Source organism: Pseudolabrys taiwanensis (genome assembly GCF_003367395.1).
GTDB classification, from domain to species: Bacteria; Pseudomonadota; Alphaproteobacteria; order Rhizobiales; family Xanthobacteraceae; genus Pseudolabrys; species Pseudolabrys taiwanensis.
Map to the genome: position 1 here is coordinate 459436 of NZ_CP031417.1, position 18533 is coordinate 477968.

The following is an 18533-nucleotide window of genomic DNA, read 5'->3' on the forward strand; positions in this document are numbered from 1 at the left end:
TCGGCACCGGTGGTGCGGCACGCAACGAGAATGGTTGGCCATGCTGGAACAGAAATTGAAACGGCCCGCTGCCGTTTCGGCATCGATGGGTGAGTTCGAACGCCCATGAGCAATTATCGTGTTCACGCCGCGGCCGTTCACTATTTCGATGCCGTCCGTCACGCGCGTTCGATCCGCGGTGCAGCCGCGCTGCTTAATGTCGCGTCCTCCGCGGTCAACCGCCAGATTCTGAACCTCGAGGCGGGGCTCGGCGCGCAACTGTTCGAGCGGGCGCCGTCCGGGCTCAAATTGACGGCGGCCGGCGAAGTCTTCGCCCGGCACGTCAATACTGTGCTGACCGATACAGAACGGATGCGCGCCGAATTGAACGCTCTAAAAGGCATTCATGCCGGCCACGTCGAAATCGCGACCATCGAGGGTCTTTGTAACGACATTATTCCGGACGCGCTGGCATTGATGCGGGCCAAACATCCGCGGGTGACGACGCGGGTGTCGATTCTGCGGACCGAGGAAATTCCCGAAGCCGTGCTCAATGGCGATGCGCATCTCGGCCTCGGTTTTCATGTCGAGCGTCGGGCCGGCCTGCGGCAAATCGCAGTCGGCAGCTTTCTGATCGGCGCGGTTGTCGCCGCCGACTCGCCGTTTGCCTCGGCGCAAAGCCTATCGGTATATCAATTGGCGAATGCAAATCTGATCGTGCCGGCCGGCAACTTCGCCCTCCGTGCGCAACTGGCACCCTTGCTTTCGGAAACGGACCGCGCGGCGCGGCCCCTCGTCGAGTCCGGATCGATCGAATTGATGAAGCAACTCGCGCTGGCGGGCGCCGGCGTCGCGTTCCTGACCAGGGTTTCGCTCGCCGCGGAGCTGCGGTCCGGTCGGCTCCGGCATGTGCCGCTCGTGCACCGCGACAAGCCCATTTACAGCGAGCTCGGGCTATACGCGCGTAAGGCCTCGACCTTGCCTGTCGCGGCGGACGCCTTCGCGCAGCATCTCGCGGAGATCATGACGCGCCGGCAGGCCGAGGAGCGGAAGGACGTCGCGTCTTGATAGGCGCAAGTGCGGAACTAGTTCGGACTTTTCTTTCCGTAAACGGCGGTCAGTCGCTCCCGCAGATGCTGCCCGGGCGTTGTCGGCGCGTAGCGGGCCTCGCCATTCACACACGTCGGAAGGCATGCGATGTTGGCGTCCTCGTTCGGATGGTGGAAGAAGACGATCGACTGACGCCGGCTGATCATCGCCTTTTCGCGCGGTGGGTTGATCACGCGATGCACAGTCGATTTCCAACGATCGTTGGTCCAGCGCGCCATCAGATCGCCGATGTTGACGATGTAGCAATTGGGTTCAGGCGGCGCGACGTTGAGCCAGGTTCCGTCGCGTTGCTGCACCTGCAGCCCCCCCGGCTTGTCCTCGGCCAGCAGCAAGGTTAGCGCCCCGAAGTCGGTATGCTCGCTGGCGCGGAACTGCGAGTCGCCCGGCGCTTCTTGCTGCTCCGGATAGTTCACCATCGTCAGCTGCGATATCGGCGCGTCGTTGTACGGTTCGAAATAGTTCTCGGGCAGCGACAGCGCGACGGCCGACAGCATGAGCAGATGGTCGGCGAGGCCCTTCATCGCTTTGTAATAGGCAGTGCAAACCTCGCCCATCTCCGGCAGGGTCGCCGGCCACACATTGGCAGAGAAGAAGCCGCTGGCCGCCTTTCCCGCCGGCAGATCCGGCGGGCCAATGAAGTAGTTTTCTCGCAGGTCGGGTGCGACCGTTTGCCCCGCAGTCTCGCCAAGCTTGCCGGCACCGAGTGCGCGATAGCCGCGGTCGGAGCCCGGCTGTGCAGCGACAGCCTTCTTTTGTTCGACCGGAAGATCGAAAAAGCGCCGCGACGTCTCCGCCATGTCGCCGATAAGCGATGACGGCACGCCGTGGCCGCGCACGAGGAAGAAACCGGTGTTCTCGCAGGTATCGCCCAACAAGGGCGCCGTCGATGACATCGGCTGGGTGAGATCGATGATAGGCAAACTCATCGTGGGCTCCAACTCCCGAGGACGTGCTGTCGGAGTGTCCTCGCGCAGGAAGCTAGAGGCGGCGTCGGAGCCGACGAAGAATATTTTTTAGCTCGGGACGGTGCCGAAGCGGCATCGACCCGCCGGGACGTAGGCCCGCGGCGTTCGAGGTGACCGCTGCTGCCGAAACGGCAACGCGTTGTTCGAAATATTGTGCTGCGGGACGGCCGCGTAATGCCTCTTAATCGCGATGTCGCGGGTCGCATCGCCACGTTGTGGAAGCGTCGCCGCACGCGCAGCGAAAGATGTAACGGCCCCATGGCATAGGATTTGCTTAGCTAACCTTCAGGTCGCGCAGCATCCGTGAGCACGGTCGATCGCTCCGGATCAGAATCCGATGTCGCGCAGAGTCTCCGATACCGCACAGAGTTATTGAGCAGGAGTGCTACCGATGCCGATCTTGAACCGACGTAAAGCGCTCCAAGGCGCGCTCGCCGCCGCCGCGGGCGGCATCGCGCTCCCGTCATTGGACGGCTCGTGGGCGATGGCGCAGGACAAGAGCCTGGTCGCGACGCATTTCGGCGGCCCGTATCAGGTGCTGAAGGACATTATCGCGACGCCCTTCAAGCAAGCGGGTCTCGGCGATGTGACCTACAATGTCGAGTTCTCCGGTGCCGCCATAGGCAAGATGCAGACGCAGAAGGACAGCCCGTCGTTCGACGTCGCGTTGCTGTCGCGGTCGTTCGCCATTCGCGCGCAGAACGCGGGCTTGGTGAGCAAGATCGAGAAAGCGAGCCTCTCGGAAGCCGAACATCTCGTGCCGGACGCCACGCCGGCGGCCGGCTGGGGCGCGGCGATGATCCTCGACACGTTCGATCTTATGGTCGACAAGAACCAGATCAAGACGCCGGTCGAATCCTGGCTCGACCTCTGGAAGCCGGAGTTCGAAGGCAAAATCATGTTGCCGGCCGCGTCAAATCCAGCGACCGTTTTCTTCATCGCTTGCGTGGCGAAAGCTGTCGCCGGCGAGGCCAAATCGCCGAAGGCGATCGATGAGGCCTTTGCGCGCCTCAAGGCGCTGAAGAAGTCCGTGCGCAGCTATTATTCGGACGCGCTGCAGCCCACGCAACTGATCGAGCGCGGCGAAATCGCGACCGCGCCTCAGTTCGGCATCCGCATCGCGAACCAGAGCAAGAAAGTGCCGAATGTCGTCAAGGTGACGCCGAAGGAGGGGGTCGTGGCGATTCCCTACGACCTGTGCATCACGGTCAATTCCACCAAACAGGACCTCGCCCGCACCTACATCAACTTCACCATGCGCAAGGATGTGCAGGCGAATCTCGTGAGCAGCCTTCTCGCGACGCCGGTGCGCAAAGACGTGGACATTGCTCCCGACATCAAGGCGCTTGTGACCACCGAATTCAGCAAGATCTGGTTCGCCGACGAAGAGTTGATGGCGACCAAGCAGAAGGAATGGCTCGACCGCTATATGCGCGAGGTCCAGAGTTGACGCCGACCGCCGAGCCTGCGGAGCTGATGCTCCGGGAGGTGCGAAAATCCTACGACGGATATCTGGCGGTCGATCGTTGCAGCATCAGCCTCGCCAAGGGCGAGATCGTGGCCATTCTCGGCCCGAGCGGCTGTGGAAAGTCGACGCTGCTCAATCTGATCGCGGGGTTCGAGACGCCGGACACCGGCGACGTCATGCTGCGCGGAAAAATCATCAACACGGTCGCGCCCAACCGGCGCAACGTGGCGATGGTGTTTCAGAACTACGCTTTGTTTCCGCACATGACCGTCGCCGGCAACATTGCCTACGGTCTGAAAGCGCGCGGCGTGCCGAAAGCCGAATGGCGCCCGCGCGTCGCCGAGGCGATCGCGTTGCTCAATCTCACCGGCTTCGACGAACGCTATCCGGCACAGCTGTCGGGCGGGCAGCGCCAGCGCGTCGCCGTCGCGCGCGCAATCGTCGTCAATCCGGATATCTTGCTTCTGGACGAGGCGTTCAGCGCGCTCGATCGTAATCTGCGCGATCGGATGCAACTCGAGCTGTCGCTGCTCCTGCGCCGCCTTGCCGTCACCACCATCATCGTCACGCACGATCAGCACGAGGCTTTCGCGCTCGCGGACCGGATCGCGATCATGAAGGAAGGGCGGATCGTGCAGATCGGTCCCCCGAAGGACGTCTATCACAGTCCGGCCGACAGCTATGTGCTGCGGTTTCTTGGCCGTGCCAATGCCATTCCCGGCACCGCGATCGACCATGATGGTGGCAGCGCGATTCGCGTCACCGAAGGATTCGCTGTTCCCACGGCGGCGGCGGCCGAGGGGCCTTCTGTCATTCACGTCCGCGCCGAGGATGTAGCGGTGAGTGCGACGCCGACGGCGACCCATCGTCATTCGGCCGCGCGCGTGGTGCTCGTGACGTCGCTTGGCGCGCAGCAGCGCGTGATCCTCGATCTCGACGGCGCGCAAATCGTCGCCGAGATTCCGACGTCGTCGATCTCCGATTGGAGCAGCCTGCAGTCGGGCATGCCGGTTTATATCGACCTGCGGCCGGGCTCCTTCATCGTCGACGGCAAAGGCGCGTCATAACATGCGCGCGCTACGACCTTGGCTGTGGCTCCTGCCGGCGGGCTGCATCGTCGTGCCGCTGTTCTTCTTGCCGGTCTTGTTCATGATCCGGAACAGCTTCTGGCGCGACGACCCGGTACGCTTCATCGTTCCGGATTTCACCTTCGCGAACTATATCACGGTGTTGAGCGACGGCTACTATCTCAAGGTATTTGGCAATTCGCTCGCGCTGGCGGCGCTTGTGGCGCTGATCGCGCTGGTGATGGCTTACCCATACGCGCAATTGATCACGGTCGCGAGCGAGCGCACGCGTCTGATCCTGCTCTGGGTGCTGTGTTTGCCGCTCTACGTCAGCATCATCATGCGCGTGTTCGGTTGGATCATCATCATCGGCGACACCGGTCTGCTCAATCAATTGCTGCTCAAGGCGGGTCTCGTCGCCAAGCCCGTCCGCATCCTGTTCGAGTTCGAGGGCATGGTGATCGGCATGCTGCACAGGTACTTCCCGCTGATGGCGCTGCCTTTGCTATCGAGCCTGCAGAAAATCGACCCGGCGCTTTTGCGTGGCTCGGTGAATCTCGGCGCGGGCCGCGTGCGCACCTGGTGTTGCATCGTGCTGCCGCTCAGCATCCCCGGCGCGGTCGCCGGGACGCAGCTGGTGTTTGCGGGCGTGCTGAGCGACTACGTCATTCCGATGCTGATGGGCAGCACACGCTACCCGACCTCGGCGCCGACGATTTTTCTCGAAGCGTCCACCAATGCGAGTTGGGCCAAGGCCGGCGCCATGGGCATCGTACTGCTCGGCCTCGTGCTGTTGATCAACATAGCGGCGGGTAGCCTGATCGCGCGCGCGGCGCCGTGGACGGGCAAGGCATGAACGATTTTCTCGCCCGCTTGCCGCGTCTGCTGCTCAATGGCTACGGGCTGCTGGTGACGGCCTTCATTTTGCTGCCGATGGCGCTGCCCGTGGCGGTGGCCTTTACCAGCGGCGATAGCCTTACATTTCCGCCTCACGGACTGAGCCTGCGCTGGTTCGCGGCGGCGCTCGACAATGCGCAGTTTATGACTGGACTGCGGCTCAGCCTCGTCATCGCGTTCGGCAGCACGGTCATCGCGACCGTGGCCGGCATCGGCGCGGGCGTTGCGATCAGCCGGTATCGGTTTCGGGGGCGAGGGGTGGTGCAGGCGGTGCTATTGGCGCCGTTGGCGCTGCCGGCGATCGTGCTCGGCTTGGGGCTGCTCTTCGTGCTGCCGTGGTTCGGGCTGCGCAGCGGCGTCGTGGCGACGATGCTCGGCCACGCGCTGTTGGGGCTGCCTTATGTTCTGTCGATGGTGCTGGCGGCCTTCAGCAACTACGACCCGGCGCTGGAGCGCGCCTCGCTCAATCTCGGCGCCGGCCCGGTGCGCACATTCTTTTATGTGACGCTCCCGCTCGTCCGGGGCGGCATTCTGGCCGGCGCGCTGGCCGCGTTTCTGCTGTCCTTCGACAATATCTCGCTGTCGATCTTCCTGTCGAACAACGACACGCTGCCGTTGCGCATGATGCAGCAGATGCAGTCCTACGCCGATCCGGGCGTCGCGGCGCTGTCGACCTTGCTTCTGATCGTCTCCCTCGGCGCGCTGCTCGTCATCGTGCCTTATCTGCGACAGCAAGCGGGCAAGCGCCCCGGCTAGGGCGCCTGGCAATTGGCGGGCTTATCGGGGGGGGCGGGCCTTGCCGCGGCCCGTCCGACCGGCGGGGTCACACCAACGGGTTCCACGAACGCTGGAGCAACGCCTGTTGGTCGATGCCGAACTTGTCCGCCAGCCAGTCGCACAGCACTTCCTGGCCGATGGTCGGATTGTCGTGCTGGCAATGCTCGGCGCCGGTCTCATCCGGATCGAGAATGCGCAGGGTGACGTCGACGCCGCCGGCCTTGGCGCTTTCATAGGTCTTCTTCGCCGCCGAGACGGTCAAGACGTCGTGGCCGCCGTGCACGATGAGATAGGGGCACTTCATGTGCTGCAGATGGCCCTCGAGCGTGAAGGGCTTCATGATCGCGTGCGCGTCCTTCATCGTCGTGGCGCCGAGCACCCAGCGGATGTGCATGGCCAGCCCGAAACTGTCGTCTTTGTTGCCCCACATGTCGCTAAGCGACCAGATCGCGCCGTGCGAGATCACCGCGGCAAGGCGGTGTTCGTAGCAACCCGCGCGCGCCGCATAATAGCCGCCCATGCTCGAGCCGCAGACGGCGATGCGCTTGGGATCGACGTCGTCGCGCGTGAGCAGCCAGTCGATGCATTTGCCGATCGGCACCTCAGTGTCCGGCCGGCTGACGACGCCGTGGCGGCGCAGGGTGCCGCCCTGGCCGGGGCCGTCGATCATCAGCACCGAAATGCCGCGCTGCAGGCAACCATGCGCCTGCATGAACCACATCTCGTCCTTGATGGAGTCGAGGCCGCCCATGCAGATCATCACCGGCAATTTGTCGCCCGGAAACGGCGCGCGCACGAAATAGCCGCAGATCGGCTTGCCGGGCTCATAGGGGATGTCGACGGCCTCGCCGGGTGGGTTGAGGCGGGCGATGAATTTCTTCGAGCAGGCTTCCATCTTCTCGAAGGTCGGCAGACGGCGCGGGTCCTTGGGCTCGAGATGGAATTCAGCCTGCCGGTAATAATCGGCCGCGCGCAGGAAGCAGTTCATGGCGGTGCGAATGTGGCCGGCCTTTTCCTCGGCGACTCCGCGCGTCCAATTGCGGTCGGCGATGCGCATCCATTCGACGTGCCAGCTTTCGTAGTCGCCGGGGATCATGCGGCTCGCGGCTTGGAACACCTCGCTGACGGCGCCGCCGCCCTCTTGCGTCTCGCCGAGGCCGCGGCGGAACTGGTAGGCGAGCCAGGGATGCTCCGGCCAGTGATGCCAGCCGAAGGGCTCGTAATGCGCCGAGCGGTCGGCGGTGATTTGCTCGATGGTGTCGTCGGCGGAATCTTCAACGAGGGCCACGGGAGATACCTTTACTGTCGGTCGATGTCACCACGGCCGCTCGGCGACCGAGGTGATGTGTTCCAGGTGGGGTGAGGTGAGGCAGAGCCCGATGCAGGTGTAAGCAAGCTCCGGATGCGGGTTGTGGCCGCGATGGAATTTGCCGATGGGCTCGGAATAGACGTCGCCCGCCTTTGCGCTGACCAAAGTGCCTTCCTCGAAATGCGCTTCGAACAGGCCCTGTGTACAGACGAAGAAGGTCGCGCCGTTGTGCCGGTGCCAGTTGGTGTAGCCGAGCGGCGCGATCTCGGCGTGGAACATGAACACCTTCGCCTCCGGCTCCTTGGGGAGGAAGGCGTACATGGTGTCAAGCAACACCCCGCGCTTGTGCTGCTCGCCGGCGCCGAGGATGCCGTCGAGCTTGAGCTTGAGGCCACCATAGTCGCGGGCATCCAACATCGCGATTTGCTCCGCGTTCAGGGTGCGCCGCCATTGCCGCGCGTCGCCCACCCGGTCACGCGCGACTCGATGGCACCGGCGATGGCGTACATGGCGATGCCCATGGCGCCCGTCACCAAGAGGCAAGCGAAGGCGAGCGGCACTTCGAAGCGCGAGGACGCAATCAGCATCAGATTGCCGATGCCTTTGTTGGAACCGACCGTCTCGGCGATGATGGAACCGACGAAGGCCACGGTGATGGCGACTTTCAGCGAGGCGAAGAAGTAGGGCATGGCGCGCGGCAGGCCGACCTTGCGGATGGTCTGCCATTTGCTCGCGCCGAGGGCGCGCAACACGTCCTGAAGCTCCGGCTCGACCGTGGCGATGCCAGTGGCGACATTCACCAGGATCGGGAAGAACGACAGCAGGAAGGCGGTGATGATCGCCGGGATCGAGCCGACGCCGAACCAGATGATCAGGATGGGCACCACAGCCACTTTCGGGATGGTGTTGAAACCGACCAGCGCCGGATAGAAGCCGTCATAAATGAGTGACGAGGAGCCGATGGCGACGCCGAAGAAAAGGCCGATGACGATGGCGAAGGCAAAACCGATGGCGGTTGTGATGAAGGTCTGCCAGGCGTTTTCGAAGATCGGTGCGTGCCATTGCCAGCCGGCGGCGAAGATCGCGCTCGGCGAAGGCAGGACGAAGGGTTCGATGCGCAGACCGACGACCAGCGCTTCCCAGATGAAGAAGATGGCGGCGACCACCAGCCATGGCAGCACGCGCCGGAAGACCTTGTTGCGCGAGAGCTTGCGGCGCCGGACGCGGGGCGTGGATGCGGGGACGACGATCTCGCTCATGCGGCCTCCCGGGCGGCGCTGATGTGGTCGCGGAGTTCTTGCACGAGGGCGACGGAGTAGGGCTCATAGGTCATCGACAGCGCGCGGGGGCGTGGCAATTCGACCGTGCGCTCGGCGATCATACGGCCAGGCCGCGCGCTCATCACGAAGATGCGGTCGGCGAGGAATACGGCTTCGCGCAGATCGTGAGTGACGAGGATCACGGTCGGGCGACGGGCCAGCCAAAGATCCTGCATGGCGAGCCACAATTCCTCGCGCGTGAACATGTCGAGGGCGCCGAACGGCTCGTCGAGCATCAAGAGCGACGGATCGTGGATCAGCGCGCGGCAGATCGAGGCGCGCTGCTGCATGCCGCCGGACAATTGCCAGGGGAACTTGTCTTCGAAACCTTTGAGCCCGACCAGCGCCAGCAGGTCACGCGCCTTGGTCTCGTAAGCGGCGCGTTCGCGCCGGAATTTCGGCGCATGCGGTTGCACGATCTCCAGCGGCAGCATGACGTTGTCGAGCGTGGTGCGCCAGGGCAGCAATGTCGGGTTCTGAAACGCCATGCCGGTGATGGACAGCGGCCGGTCGACCTCCTTGCCACCGACGATGACGCCGCCTTTTGTCGGCGGCCACAGGCCGGTGATGACCTTCATCAGGGTCGACTTGCCGCAGCCCGACGGTCCGACCACGGCGACGAACTCGCCGCTGTCCACCCGCATCGTGGCGTCCTGCAAGGCGAGCGTGCCATCGCCATCCTCGCCATAGCGTAGCGAGACCTCATACATGTCGACGAAGTTCTTCATGCCTTGGTGTCTCGCTAGGCCGGCTTGCGCAGGATCGACTTGGCGATCATGGCGTGCACGCCTTTGACATTGTTCACGGTCTGCGTGACGTGCAGATCGCAGGCGAAGCTGCACAGTGCGTAGGCTTCATCCTTGGAGATGTCGGTCAGCATCATGATCCAGTCGATCATCTGCTTCAGCGCTATCTTGGCGGCATCGTCGAGATCGGTGTCGAGGCCGAAGGCGATGAGATGGGTCGGCGTCTCGGCCCGCGGCAGTTTCCAGCCGAGGTCCTTGCGGACCTTGAATTGAAAGGTGCCCTTGAGCGAGGTCTCGATGGCGGTGCCGTCGACTTCGCCATGGCCTTGCGCGGCGTGGCCGTCACCGGTCGAGAACAGAGCGCCGTCGTTCCAGACCGGCAAATAAATGGTGGCGCCGGCGACGAGATCCTTGCAGTCGAGGTTGCCGCCGAACTCCCTCGGCTCCTTGCTGTTCTGCTTGCCGAAGGCCTTGGGCGGCGCCACCGCGAGTTGGCCGAAGAAGGGTGAAAGCGGCACCTTCAAACCCGACGGCATGGTCCCGAGCATCGCGGCGCGGTCGAGGCCGACGTGGATGATGCGGTAGTAGTTGAACTCCTCCGGCAGCGTGCCGCCATAGGAGCGGAACAGGTTGAAACCCCAGTCCTGGCGCATCTCGATGTCGAGAATGTTCACCTCGAGCACGTCGCCGACTTCCGCGCCCTTCACATAAATGGGTCCGGTGAGGATGTGGTTGCCGCTGCCGCGCTTGGCCTTCTCGTGGATGAGCTTGAGGTCGTCGAGCGGCTTGAAGGGTGAGCCTTCGGGCGGCATCCACTCGGGGTTGCCGGAGACGCATTCGATCTCGACGCGGTCGCCGGAGTCGATGGTCAGCGCGGGCGGCAGCGAGCCGTCGAAGAAACCCCAATGCACGGTGTCGGGTGTCGACGGCAGAAAGTGCGTCTTCGCTACGGTTTCGACAGGGGTGACAGGTTTGTTCATTGCGGCGCTTCCTCCCTGCTCACGCTGCGACCGCGGCGACGCTGCCCGGAATGAGGCCGGGCTTCATCGCCAGGCAGTAGTTTGCGATGTCGCCCGCACGGGTGAACCAGACGCGGTCGGCATGCTTGTGCTCGACGCAGTGTTTGATGGCCTTGCGGAGCGCGCGCAGCCGGAACGGCTGGCCGACGATGAAGCCGTGCAACGACAGCGAGAACACCAACGGTTGCTTCTCGCTGGCCTCGAGCAGTTCTTCGAACTGATCGACGATCATGTCGGCGAATTCGCGGCCGGTGTGATCGCGCGCGACCAACGTGCCGGCGTCGTTGAGCTCGAGCGGGTAGGGCACCGAGAGCAGCGGGCCGGAGCGCGTACGCATCCAGATCGGTTGATCGTCGACCGGCCAGTCGAGCAGATAGGTGTAGCCGGCCTCTTTCAGGATGTCGGGCGTCACCTTGGATTCATTGGCGCCGGGCCCCATCCAACCATAGGGCCGCACGCCGACATACTTCTCGATGACCTCGGTGCACTCCTTGATGACCCGAGCTTCGTCGTGTTCCCAAAAGGACTGCAGCACCTCGGCATTGGTGCGGCCATGGCCGCAGACGTCGTCGCCGCGCTGCCGGATCTTCTCGACGATGTCGGGATATTGGTAACACACGGAACTGTTGAGCAGGATTGTCGCAGGCAGCTTCAGCTCGTCCAGGATTTCGAACAGCCGCCAGTTACCGACGCGATTGCCATAGTCGCGCCAGGCCCAATTGCGGCTGGTTTGCGGGCCGCCGCGATTGGTGGGATCCATGCCGATCCCTGCGCCGAACGCGAAATGCTCAATGTTCATGGCGATATAGAAGGCGAGGCGCTTGCCGCCGGGCCACGTGTAGTCTGGACGCTGGGTGATGTTGACGTGGTCGTAACGCCCGTGACTCGGAAGCTTCAGCATTCGCACGCTCTCCTGATGAACATCGTGTCGCATTCGTGACGCGCGCCTAGCGCCGGTGCAGTGTGATCATCGATGAGGCAGTCCCCCGATCGATGATGCGCAATGCGGCGACTTGCGCTGCCGGATGCGCGGATGCCTGCAACCATCATGCCAGGGCATGCTTCTTGCAAAGTTGCGCGAAGGCCGGATTTGCAGAGGAGAATCGCGATGCGTGAAAGTCACTTGAATGCAGTTCAATGTAATGTAAGCTCTGGAAAATCCGGTGCAGAAGGGTTCCTTCGCGGAATTTCCAGACGCCGGCTCGGCTTCGGGATCGCCACGGCTATGCTGTTGGCGGCAGGTGCCTTTGCGCCCGCGGCTCGTGCCGAGACCAAGAACGTCAAGATCATGATGGACTGGATCATCCAGGGCACGCATGCGCCGTTCTTCATTGCCGAGAAAAAGGGCTACTTCAAAGACGCCGGGGTGACGGTGGACGCCATCGACGCCGGCAAGGGCGCGACCAACGTGGCCGTGAGCGTTGCCGGCGGCGCCTATCAGTTCGGCTGGGTCGACCTGCCGTCGATGATCCGCTTCAACGCCATGAATCCATCCTCGCCGCTGATCGCCGTCTACATCAGCTTCGACGACACGCCGCTGGCGGTGGTCACGCGCGCCGACGCCGGCATCAAGAAGCCGGCCGATCTCGACGGCAAGAAGATCGCGGGCGGTCCGGGCACGGCAGTGCACGACACCATCTCGATTCTGCTGAAGGCTGCCAAGGTGGAGAACGTGAAGGTCGACTGGGTGAATGTGCAGCCGCAGCTTTTCGGCCCCATGCTCAAGCGCGGCGAGGTTGTCGGTACCGGTGGCTTTACCAATTCGAATGTGCCGGCGGCGCTCGAGATCGGCTTCAAGATGAACGAACTGTCGGTGATCAAGTACGCTGACTTCGGCGCGGATATGTACGGCCTTGCCTTGGTCACCACGAAGAAATTCGCCGACGAGAATCCGGAGACCGTGAAGGGTGTGGTCGCCGCGCTCAACAAGGGCACGAAGGACACCATCGCCAATCCGGACGCGGCGCTGGCGGTGATGAAGGATCGTGATCCGATGATGAAGCTCGACATCGAGAAGGTGCGGCTCGGTCTGGCGTTGGAGTTGACCAAGACCAAGTATGTCGAGAAGAACGGCTTGAGCGTCATCGATCCCAAGAAGCTTCAGTTCACCATCGATGCGATCACCGAGGCTTACAAGCTGCCGAGCAAGCCGGAGCCGGCGACCGTGTACACCGAGAAGTTCCTGCCGCCGATCGCCGAGCGCAAGCTCTGAGGCTCGTCAGTGCGACGGGCGTGAGGGCGGGGCGCAAGACGGTTTGCGCCCCGCCCATTGTGGATCGCGCCCGGGCTTTCGCTTTGCTATTGTCGATGGCCATGTCTATCCCAAACAATCACGAACCACCTGACCGGGATATATGAGCAAACGAAGCGTGCGCCCCGGCCGTCCCAGGACGGCTGCTAAAGCGGCCAGGACTGGCGCAAGAGACAAAGCGCCGACGAAGAGAGCGAACGGCGCCGCCGACCAGCCCGCGGCGCTCGGCATCAAGCTCAAGCACGCGCGCATGGTCCTGGGCATCACGCTCAAGGAACTGGCCGAACGCGCGAAGTGCTCGGAAAGCATGTTGTCGAAGATCGAGAACGACAAGGCCATGCCCTCGTTCGGCACGCTGCATCGGGTCGCCAAGGTGCTCGGCACCAATATCTCGGAGCTTTACTCGGCGCCGAGCGCCGACGACCGGATCGTATCGAAGGCGAGCGAGCGGCCGGTGCTGATGACGGACAACCTGCGCACCGGCAAAGGCATCCAGATGGAGCGGCTGATCCCCTACAGCCGCGAGCACCTGCTGCAAGGCAATATCCATCGCATCGCGCCGGGCGGCGGCAGCGAGGCCATCGTCCACGCCGGCGAGGAGATCGGCTATGTGCTCGAAGGCGAGATCGAACTGGTGATCGATGGCAGGCGCCACCGCGCCAAAGCCGGCGACTCGTTCCACTTCCGCTCCGAACTGCCGCATTCGTACAAGAACGTCGGATCGAAACCGGCGCGCGTGCTCTGGGTCAGCACCCCGCCGACGTTTTGAGCCAGCTCCATTGACAGGAGTGCTCGCTCGGCGCCGGGCGGCGCGTATTCCACGCACGCGGAGACTCACGGTCTAGTTTGCGAACTAAACGCGGGTGGCGGGGACTTTGCCGGCAAGCGAAAAGGCTCGATTTTCCGTTGCTGCTGCTCTGTCGCTTGTTCGGTCTACGATGCTGCACTTGGTGGCCGCTCGCGTCAAGGCCCGGCCTGCTGCGCGTCTCTGTTGCGGCTGCGGATGAACATCATCGCGAGGATGGTGCAGACGGCACCCGACAGAAGATAAGCACCGGCCGAGATCAGCCCGAAATTGGCGGCCAGAAGAAGTGCGGCGAGCGGCGCAAAACCGGCGCCGAACAGCCACGCAAGGTCGGCAGTCAACGCGGACGAGGTGTAGCGATAATTCTTGGAAAACTGCGAGGCGACGGCACCGGACGATTGCCCGAATGAAAGGCCGAGCAGAATGAATCCCACGATCATGTAGATGCTCTCGCCGACAATGCCGGCATCGAGCAACTGCGGCGCAAACCCGCTGTAAGCGGCGATCGCGATCGCGGAAGACAGGAGAAGGGAGCGGCGCCCCACGCGGTCGGCGATCAGGCCTGATGCGACGATCGCGGCCGTGCCGAATACCGCGCCGACCGCTTCGATGATCAGGAAGCGCGCCGGGTTCTCCTGCGTGTAGAGAAACACCCACGATAGCGGAAACACCGTGACCATGTGAAAGAGCGCAAAGCTGGCCAGCGGCGCAAAAGCGCCGATTGCGATGTTTTTGCCTTCGTGCCGGATAGATTTGATAACCGGAGCGGGATGAAGGTCGCGCGTATCGAACAATCTCGCGTAATCCGGCGTCACCACGATCCGCAGACGTGCAAACAGCGCCACCACGTTGATGGCGAAAGCGACGAAGAACGGATAGCGCCAGCCCCAACTGAAAAAATCGTCAGCGGAGAGGTTGCCGGCGAAGAAAGCAAAAAGCCCGGCGGCAACCATCAAGCCGAGCGGGGCGCCGAGTTGCGGAATCATCGCATACCAGCCGCGCTTGTGAGGCGGCGAATTGATCGCCAGCAGGGAGGCGAGGCCATCCCATGCGCCGCCCCAGGCAAGGCCCTGTCCAATGCGAGCGGCGGCGAGAAAGGCCGCGGAGAAAACCCCGATATCTTCGTACCCCGGCAAGAATGCGATGGCGACCGTCGATGTTCCAAGAAGGAACAGCGCGATGATCAGCTTCACACCCTTGCCGTGGCGGCGATCCACGGCTGTGAAAATCGCCGTTCCAAAGGGCCGCGCGATGAAGGCGAGCGCAAAGATCGAAAATGAAAGAAGCGTCGCAGTAAGCGCGTCGTGGTGTGGGAACACGAGGCGAGGAAACACGATGACCGAGGCGATGGCATAGACGAAAAAATCGAAGAACTCGGACGTACGGCCGATGACGACGCCAATGGAGATTTCAGCCGGATTGGCTTGGTCGTGACGGCTGTGGAATTGGCCGACGTCTTGGTCGGCCGTGGCGGCGGCGTGAGGCATGTTCTTCCAGCGCTGGGAAACCGGGCGTTATTGTAATGCGCGCCCACTGTAATTTGCCTCCGTTTCGCGAACAGGGGGCATTGGACAAATTGTCCAATACCGCCCTTGCTGCACTGCATCTAGTGGTTGGCCCATCGAGAGAATTTTCGGTGGACCGCCCGTGAGACTGCTTAAAATTTGTGCGCTGCTCTGCCTTTGCGTAGCGGTCAGCGGTTGCAAATTCGTTGTCCTCAATCCATCCGGCGACGTGGCCGGACAGCAGCGCGATCTCGTGCTGATTTCGACCGTGCTGATGCTCCTCATCATCGTGCCGGTCATGGCGATGACTGTGTACTTCGCATGGCGCTATCGGCAGACGAACACGTCGGCCCGTTACGAGCCCGAGTGGCATCATTCGACGCGGCTCGAACTCGTGATCTGGGCGGCGCCGTTGCTGATCATCATTTGTCTCGGCGCGCTGACCTGGATGGGAACGCACCTCCTCGATCCCTACCGCACGCTAGGCCGGATCGATGCGGGCCGGTCGGTGCCGGCGAACGCCAAGCCTCTCGTCGTAAACGTCGTCGCGCTGGACTGGAAGTGGCTGTTCATTCTGCCGGAGCAGGGAATTGCCACCGTCAACGAATTGGCCGCGCCGGTCGACCGTCCCATCAGCTTCCGCATCACGTCGGCTTCCGTGATGAACTCTTTCTACATCCCGGCGCTGGCGGGCCAGGTCTACGCGATGGCCGGCATGGAAACGAAGCTCCACGCCGTCATCAACAAGCCGGGTGTTTATGAAGGCTTCTCCGCCAACTACAGCGGAGCAGGCTTCTCGCACATGCGTTTCGAGTTTCATGGCATGACCGCCGGCGATTTCGATGCGTGGGTCGCTTCGGCGAGGGCACATGGCGGGACTCTGAACCGAGCGCGGTACCTCGAGCTCGAGCGCCCTTCCGAGAAAGAGCCGGTCCAACGTTACGCCAATGTCGACCCTGATCTTTACAAGGCGATCCTCAATATGTGCGTTCAGCCGGGCAAGATGTGCATGAGCGAAATGATGGCCATCGATGCCAAGGGCGGCTTGGGGTTGGCTGGAGTCAACAACACCTTGCCCCTCATGTATGACAAATACGGACGCCATCCCGCCGCCTTTGCGTCGCTTCCATCCTATGTTGCGGGGATTTGCAACATCGAAGACCTGGATATCCGGATGCCGGGCGCGCTTGCCGCGCCGCGTAAAATGACGCCCGTCTTTGGCGCCGGGCTTAAGGCACCCGCCTTGTTGCCGGCGTGGCCGCCGCGACGGTCGACCCTGGCGGACACGCGATCTTCATCCTAGGCAGCCCATGTTTGACAGTTCTCATCTGATTAGATCGATCTTCGGCCGCTTGTCGTGGGAATCGCTGCCGCTGCAAGAGCCTATCGTGGTGGCCACGTTCGTGGTCGTGGCGCTGGGTGGCGTGGCCCTGCTCAGCGCGATCACTTATTTCCGCCTTTGGGGCTATCTGTGGCGCGAGTGGTTTACATCCGTCGATCACAAGCGCATCGGCATCATGTATATGATCCTCGGGATTGTGATGCTGTTGCGCGGGTTCTCTGACGCAATCATGATGCGCATCCAACAGGCCATCGCCTTCAACGGCTCCGAAGGCTATCTCAACGCCCATCACTACGATCAGATTTTCACCGCGCACGGCGTGATCATGATCTTCTTTGTCGCCATGCCGTTGGTGACGGGCTTGATGAACTTCGTCATGCCGCTGCAGATCGGCGCGCGGGACGTGTCGTTTCCGTTCCTCAACAATTTCAGCTTCTGGATGACCGCGGGCGGCGCGATCCTTGTGATGATGTCGCTGTTCATCGGCGAATTCGCGCGCACCGGTTGGCTGGCCTATCCGCCGCTTTCCAATATCGGCTACAGCCCCGATGTCGGCGTCGATTACTACATCTGGGCGCTGCAGGTGGCGGGCGTGGGCACGACGCTGTCGGGCATCAATCTGATATGCACCATCGTCAAGATGCGCGCGCCCGGCATGACGATGATGAAGATGCCCGTGTTCACCTGGACGGCATTGTGCACGAACATCCTTATCGTCGCCTCGTTTCCCGTGCTGACGGCGGTGCTCGCCCTGCTGTCGTTGGATCGTTACGTGGGGACGAACTTCTTTACGAACGACTTCGGCGGCAATCCGATGTTTTACGTCAACCTGATCTGGATATGGGGACATCCGGAGGTCTACATCCTCATCCTGCCGGCGTTTGGCATCTTCTCGGAAGTCGTGTCGACGTTTTGCGGCAAGAGGCTGTTCGGCTACACATCGATGGTCTATGCGACCGTCGTGATCACGATCCTGTCCTATCTCGTGTGGCTCCATCACTTCTTCACGATGGGGTCCGGCGCGAGCGTGAACTCGTTCTTCGGTATCACGACGATGATCATATCGATCCCGACGGGCGCCAAGATATTCAACTGGCTGTTCACGATGTATCGGGGGCGCATCCGTTTCGAGCTGCCGATGATGTGGACGCTGGCCTTCATGCTGACGTTCGTCGTTGGGGGCATGACCGGCGTGTTGCTTGCGGTGCCGCCGGCCGATTTCGTGCTGCACAACAGCCTCTTCCTGGTGGCGCACTTCCACAATGTCATTATCGGCGGCGTGCTATTCGGACTGTTCGCCGGTATCGCCTATTGGTGGCCGAAAGCGTTCGGTTTCAGGCTCGATCCGTTCTGGGGGAAGATGTCCTTCTGGTTCTGGGTGTCGGGATTCTGGTTCGCCTTCATGCCGCTCTACGTTCTCGGCTTGATGGGCGTCACCCGTCGGCTGCGCGTGTTCGAGGACCCGTCGCTGCAGATCTGGTTCATCATTGCCGGCTTTGGCGCGTTCCTGATCCTGCTCGGCATCATCTTCTTTCTTGTCCAGATCGCGGTCAGCATCCTTCGTCGCGAGCAACTCCGCGACACGACCGGAGACCCCTGGAACGGGCGGACGCTCGAATGGGCGACATCGTCGCCGCCGCCGAACTACAACTTCGCCTTCACGCCGGTCGTCTACGACAACGACGCCTGGTACGACATGAAGCAGCGCGGCTATCAGCGGCCGCTGGGCGGCTTCAAGCCCATCCACATGCCGGGCAACACCGGGACGGGGATCATTCTCGCCGGCCTCAGCACGGCGCTTGCGTTCGGGCTGATCTGGTACATGTGGTGGCTTGCCGCCGCGAGCTTCATCGCGCTCCTCGCCGTCGCGATCCATCATACCTTCAACTACCATCGGGATTACCAGATTTCGTCCGATACGGTGGAGGGGATCGAGAGTGCGCGCACCCGTCTTCTCGGTACGGGAGGCTAAGC

At 62.6% G+C, this 18533-nt stretch carries 17 protein-coding genes; 9 read left to right on the top strand and 8 right to left on the bottom strand.

Features of this window, described 5'->3' with window-relative positions; all coding sequences use genetic code 11:
• Positions 1-105: 105 nt before the first annotated feature.
• Entirely contained in the window at positions 106-1047 is a 942-nt protein-coding gene (locus DW352_RS02075) for a LysR family transcriptional regulator (RefSeq protein WP_115688065.1), read from the top strand.
• A gap of 17 nt (positions 1048-1064) precedes the next feature.
• Here DW352_RS02075 and DW352_RS02080 read toward each other — a convergent pair whose 3' ends face one another.
• The gene (locus DW352_RS02080; protein ID WP_115688067.1) at positions 1065-2015 is read right to left on the bottom strand and encodes an isopenicillin N synthase family dioxygenase; all 951 of its coding nucleotides are present in this window, start codon (positions 2013-2015) and stop codon (positions 1065-1067) included.
• 439 nt (positions 2016-2454) lie between these two features.
• On the opposite strand from DW352_RS02080, the gene DW352_RS02085 reads away from it, so the two are divergent.
• The 4 genes from DW352_RS02085 to DW352_RS02100 are packed head-to-tail and all read left to right on the top strand — an operon-like array spanning position 2455 to position 6242.
• Entirely contained in the window at positions 2455-3504 is a 1050-nt protein-coding gene (locus tag DW352_RS02085) for an extracellular solute-binding protein (protein ID WP_162826721.1), read from the top strand.
• Positions 3468-4589, top strand: a complete 1122-nt coding sequence (locus tag DW352_RS02090) for an ABC transporter ATP-binding protein (protein ID WP_115688071.1) — start codon at positions 3468-3470, stop codon at positions 4587-4589. The genes DW352_RS02085 and DW352_RS02090 overlap by 37 nt, the downstream gene beginning before the upstream one ends.
• Position 4590: 1 nt before the next feature.
• The gene (locus DW352_RS02095; protein ID WP_115688073.1) at positions 4591-5445 is read left to right on the top strand and encodes an ABC transporter permease; all 855 of its coding nucleotides are present in this window, start codon (positions 4591-4593) and stop codon (positions 5443-5445) included.
• Entirely contained in the window at positions 5442-6242 is an 801-nt protein-coding gene (locus tag DW352_RS02100) for an ABC transporter permease (RefSeq protein ID WP_115688075.1), read from the top strand. Before DW352_RS02095 ends, DW352_RS02100 begins: the two co-directional genes overlap by 4 nt.
• Before the next feature lie 67 nt (positions 6243-6309).
• On the opposite strand, the gene DW352_RS02105 is transcribed toward DW352_RS02100, so the two are convergent.
• The 6 genes from DW352_RS02105 to DW352_RS02130 are packed head-to-tail and all read right to left on the bottom strand — an operon-like array spanning position 6310 to position 11557.
• On the bottom strand, positions 6310-7551 hold the full coding sequence (locus tag DW352_RS02105; protein ID WP_115688077.1) for an alpha/beta hydrolase family protein: 1242 nt from the start codon (positions 7549-7551) through the stop codon (positions 6310-6312).
• Positions 7552-7578: 27 nt separating this feature from the next.
• A complete protein-coding gene (locus DW352_RS02110) occupies positions 7579-7989 on the bottom strand; it encodes a cupin domain-containing protein (RefSeq protein ID WP_162826722.1) in 411 nt (136 codons plus the stop codon).
• A 17-nt stretch (positions 7990-8006) separates the two neighbouring features.
• Positions 8007-8831, bottom strand: a complete 825-nt coding sequence (locus DW352_RS02115) for an ABC transporter permease (protein WP_115688081.1) — start codon at positions 8829-8831, stop codon at positions 8007-8009.
• The gene (locus DW352_RS02120) at positions 8828-9619 is read right to left on the bottom strand and encodes an ABC transporter ATP-binding protein (protein WP_115688083.1); all 792 of its coding nucleotides are present in this window, start codon (positions 9617-9619) and stop codon (positions 8828-8830) included. The genes DW352_RS02115 and DW352_RS02120 overlap by 4 nt, the downstream gene beginning before the upstream one ends.
• 14 nt (positions 9620-9633) lie before the next feature.
• Positions 9634-10617, bottom strand: coding sequence for an acetamidase/formamidase family protein (locus DW352_RS02125; protein WP_115688085.1), 984 nt, complete (start codon positions 10615-10617; stop codon positions 9634-9636).
• A gap of 19 nt (positions 10618-10636) precedes the next feature.
• Positions 10637-11557, bottom strand: a complete 921-nt coding sequence (locus DW352_RS02130) for a polysaccharide deacetylase family protein (RefSeq protein WP_210209915.1) — start codon at positions 11555-11557, stop codon at positions 10637-10639.
• 324 nt (positions 11558-11881) lie between these two features.
• Here DW352_RS02130 and DW352_RS02135 point away from each other — a divergent pair, with 324 nt between their 5' ends.
• Positions 11882-12868, top strand: coding sequence for an ABC transporter substrate-binding protein (locus DW352_RS02135; protein ID WP_162826723.1), 987 nt, complete (start codon positions 11882-11884; stop codon positions 12866-12868).
• Between the two features lie 289 nt (positions 12869-13157).
• Entirely contained in the window at positions 13158-13676 is a 519-nt protein-coding gene (locus DW352_RS02140; RefSeq protein ID WP_245434295.1) for a helix-turn-helix domain-containing protein, read from the top strand.
• A gap of 194 nt (positions 13677-13870) precedes the next feature.
• Here DW352_RS02140 and DW352_RS02145 read toward each other — a convergent pair whose 3' ends face one another.
• Positions 13871-15199 (bottom strand): MFS transporter, encoded by a 1329-nt coding sequence (locus tag DW352_RS02145; RefSeq protein ID WP_115688091.1) that lies wholly within the window; start codon positions 15197-15199, stop codon positions 13871-13873.
• 160 nt (positions 15200-15359) lie between these two features.
• On the opposite strand from DW352_RS02145, the gene cyoA reads away from it, so the two are divergent.
• Complete coding sequence (gene cyoA, locus DW352_RS02150) at positions 15360-16520, top strand: ubiquinol oxidase subunit II (protein WP_115688093.1); 1161 nt, start codon at positions 15360-15362, stop codon at positions 16518-16520.
• A 7-nt stretch (positions 16521-16527) separates the two neighbouring features.
• Positions 16528-18531, top strand: coding sequence for a cytochrome o ubiquinol oxidase subunit I (gene cyoB / locus DW352_RS02155; RefSeq protein WP_115688095.1), 2004 nt, complete (start codon positions 16528-16530; stop codon positions 18529-18531).
• The last annotated feature ends 2 nt before the right edge of the window (positions 18532-18533 follow it).